This window comes from Pseudomonas sp. 18.1.10 (assembly GCF_024655625.1).
Lineage (GTDB): Bacteria > Pseudomonadota > Gammaproteobacteria > Pseudomonadales > Pseudomonadaceae > Aquipseudomonas.
The window spans coordinates 1-2,357 of sequence record NZ_JANLGL010000413.1 but is presented as its reverse complement, the minus strand read 5'-3'; the positions used below and the strand labels follow the sequence as shown (position 1 = coordinate 2,357).

At 60.5% G+C, this 2,357-nt stretch carries 3 protein-coding genes; 1 reads left to right on the top strand and 2 read right to left on the bottom strand.

Going from position 1 to position 2,357, the window contains the following annotated elements; all coding sequences use genetic code 11:
- Positions 1 to 67: 67 nt before the first annotated feature.
- Positions 68 to 268, bottom strand: coding sequence for a hypothetical protein (locus NUV89_RS29245; protein WP_017738441.1), 201 nt, complete (start codon positions 266 to 268; stop codon positions 68 to 70).
- A 173-nt stretch (positions 269 to 441) separates the two neighbouring features.
- The gene (locus NUV89_RS29240; RefSeq protein ID WP_257784051.1) at positions 442 to 1,482 is read right to left on the bottom strand and encodes a low specificity L-threonine aldolase; all 1,041 of its coding nucleotides are present in this window, start codon (positions 1,480 to 1,482) and stop codon (positions 442 to 444) included.
- A 90-nt stretch (positions 1,483 to 1,572) separates the two neighbouring features.
- On the opposite strand from NUV89_RS29240, the gene NUV89_RS29235 reads away from it, so the two are divergent.
- Complete coding sequence (locus NUV89_RS29235) at positions 1,573 to 2,295, top strand: conjugal transfer protein TraX (RefSeq protein WP_257784050.1); 723 nt, start codon at positions 1,573 to 1,575, stop codon at positions 2,293 to 2,295.
- The last annotated feature ends 62 nt before the right edge of the window (positions 2,296 to 2,357 follow it).

Here is a 2,357-nt window from a genome sequence, read left to right as displayed (position 1 = left end):
TGGATCAGTTACACATGTATTGACTGACACTCTGCATTCGCGAGCAAGCCCGCTCTCACATTAGGGGTTACTGGGCGTAGATGTGTACGACGAAGTGCTGGCCTGATGCTGTCAGTTCATAGACTTTGTCGTAGATACGCAATGTCCTCGATGGCTCGCGGATGGTGTCGCCGACTTTGGCGGATGTCCTGAACTCATCCCAGTCAATCACGGTGGTGCTGACGCCGTCGTCGCTTTGCAGGGTAGTGCCGTTGCTTTGATATTCCATGGTTTAGCTCTCTGCTGGATTTCCGTTTCCGGCCGATGATTCGGCAGGCAGTTGGGCCCGAAAGGTGGCCGCTGCAGCGGCCTTTTCCTTGCGGGTCCCAAGAGGCTAGTCAATGAAAATGCAGTGCGCTGCTGTCAGAAATATCAAATAACAGACTCGGCATTGCGCCAGTATCAGGCGCCCATCACTTCGCGAATATCCGCCGCCAATTCTCTTACGCGCTCTTCCTCGGTATCCCACGCACACATGAACCGTGCGCCGCCTTTGCCGATGAAGGTGTAGAAGCGCCAGCCCTTGGCCGTCAGCGCGGCGATGGCCGGTTCCGAGAGTTGCAGGAACACGCCGTTGGCCTGCACCGGGAACATCAACTCCACGCCCGGAATGTCTGCCACCAGGCTGCTCAGCAATTGCGCGCAACGGTTGGCGTGGCGTGCGTGTTTGAGCCAGGCGTCGTTTTCCAGCAGGCCCACCCACGGGGCGGACAGGAAGCGCATTTTCGACGCCAGTTGGCCGGCCTGTTTGCAGCGGTAGTCGAAGTCTTCGGCCAGCTTGTGGTTGAAGAACAGGATCGCTTCACCCACGGCCATGCCGTTCTTGGTGCCGCCAAAGCACAGCACGTCGACACCGGCTTTCCAGGTCAGGTCGGCGGGCGAGCAGCCGAGGAACGCGCAGGCGTTGGAGAAGCGCGCGCCGTCCATGTGCAGGTTCAGGCCCAGCTCTTTACAGGTGGCGCTGATGGCGCGGATTTCGTCCGGGGTGTACACGCTGCCCACTTCCGTGGCCTGGGTCAGGGTGACTACGCGGGGTTTGGGGTAGTGGATGTCCTGGCGCTTGAGGGCGATCTCGCGGATCGACTCCGGGGTCAGCTTGCCGTTTTCGGTGCGGGCGGTGAGCAGCTTGGAGCCGTTGGAGAAAAACTCCGGTGCGCCGCATTCGTCGGTTTCGACGTGGGCCGTTTCCGAGCAAATCACGCTATGGTAGCTCTGGCACAGCGAGGACAGCGCCAGGGAGTTGGCGGCGGTGCCGTTGAAGGCGAAGAACACTTCGCAGTCGGTTTCGAACAGGTTGCGGAAACCGTCCGCGGCGCGGTGGGTCCATTCATCGTCACCGTAGGCGCGTTGATGGCCCTGGTTGGCTTGTTCCATGGCGGCCCAGGCTTCCGGGCAGATGCCGGAATAGTTGTCGCTGGCGAATTGTTGGCTCTTGTCGGTCATGGCCCATTCCTGTGGTCGATGTTGGTGCGCACTGTAACCAAGATTGTCGGGGGTGCGCACGCACTGTAAATGCAAAGTGCTTGGGGAATTATGCACGCTACTGACACCTTGCCTGTCGGACCTGTCCGAGACGGCGCTTTGGACATGCTCAAATGGCTGGCGCTGCTGTGCATGGTGCTCGATCACCTGCGCTATGTCGGGTTGAGCCTGGATGGCTTGTATGTACCGGGGCGCCTGGCGTTTCCGTGGTTTTGCCTGGCGATTGCGGCCAATTTGCACCGGGTGCAGAACTCGCCCGTCAGCGGTCGCTATCTGGGCTGGCTGCTGCTGTTCAGTGTAATCAGCGAAGTACCGTATCGGATGTTTATCGAGGATGCCGATACGTTGAACGTCTTGCCGACCTTGGCGCTGGGCCTGCTGGTTGCGCGAGGATGGCAGCAGAAGGCGCTTTTTGATCGGGGATTGGCGCTGATTGCCCTCGCGATAGCCGGCGTGTTTTCCACGTACCTGATGTTCGGTTTTTTTGGTGTGTTGCTGCCGTTGGCGATGCTGCTGGTGTTCAGCCGTCCGTGGTATTTCAGCGCATTGCCGGGGTTGGTGTGTGTGGCAGCCAATCAATGGCAGGTTTTGCTCAATAGCGACACGCTGGTGGCGAAGTTGGGATTGGCCGCATGCCTGATTACGCCATTGGCGGGTTTGTTCTTGTTGCGACATGCCAGAAACGTCTCGCCACCCGCCATGCGGCGCTGGGCCTACACCCTCTATCCCCTGCACTTCCTCCTGCTGCTACTCGTCCGCAAGATCATCGCCTAACCCCTGTGGGGGGGGGGGGGGGGGGGGGGGGGGGGGGGGGCGGGGGGGGGGGGGGGGGGGGG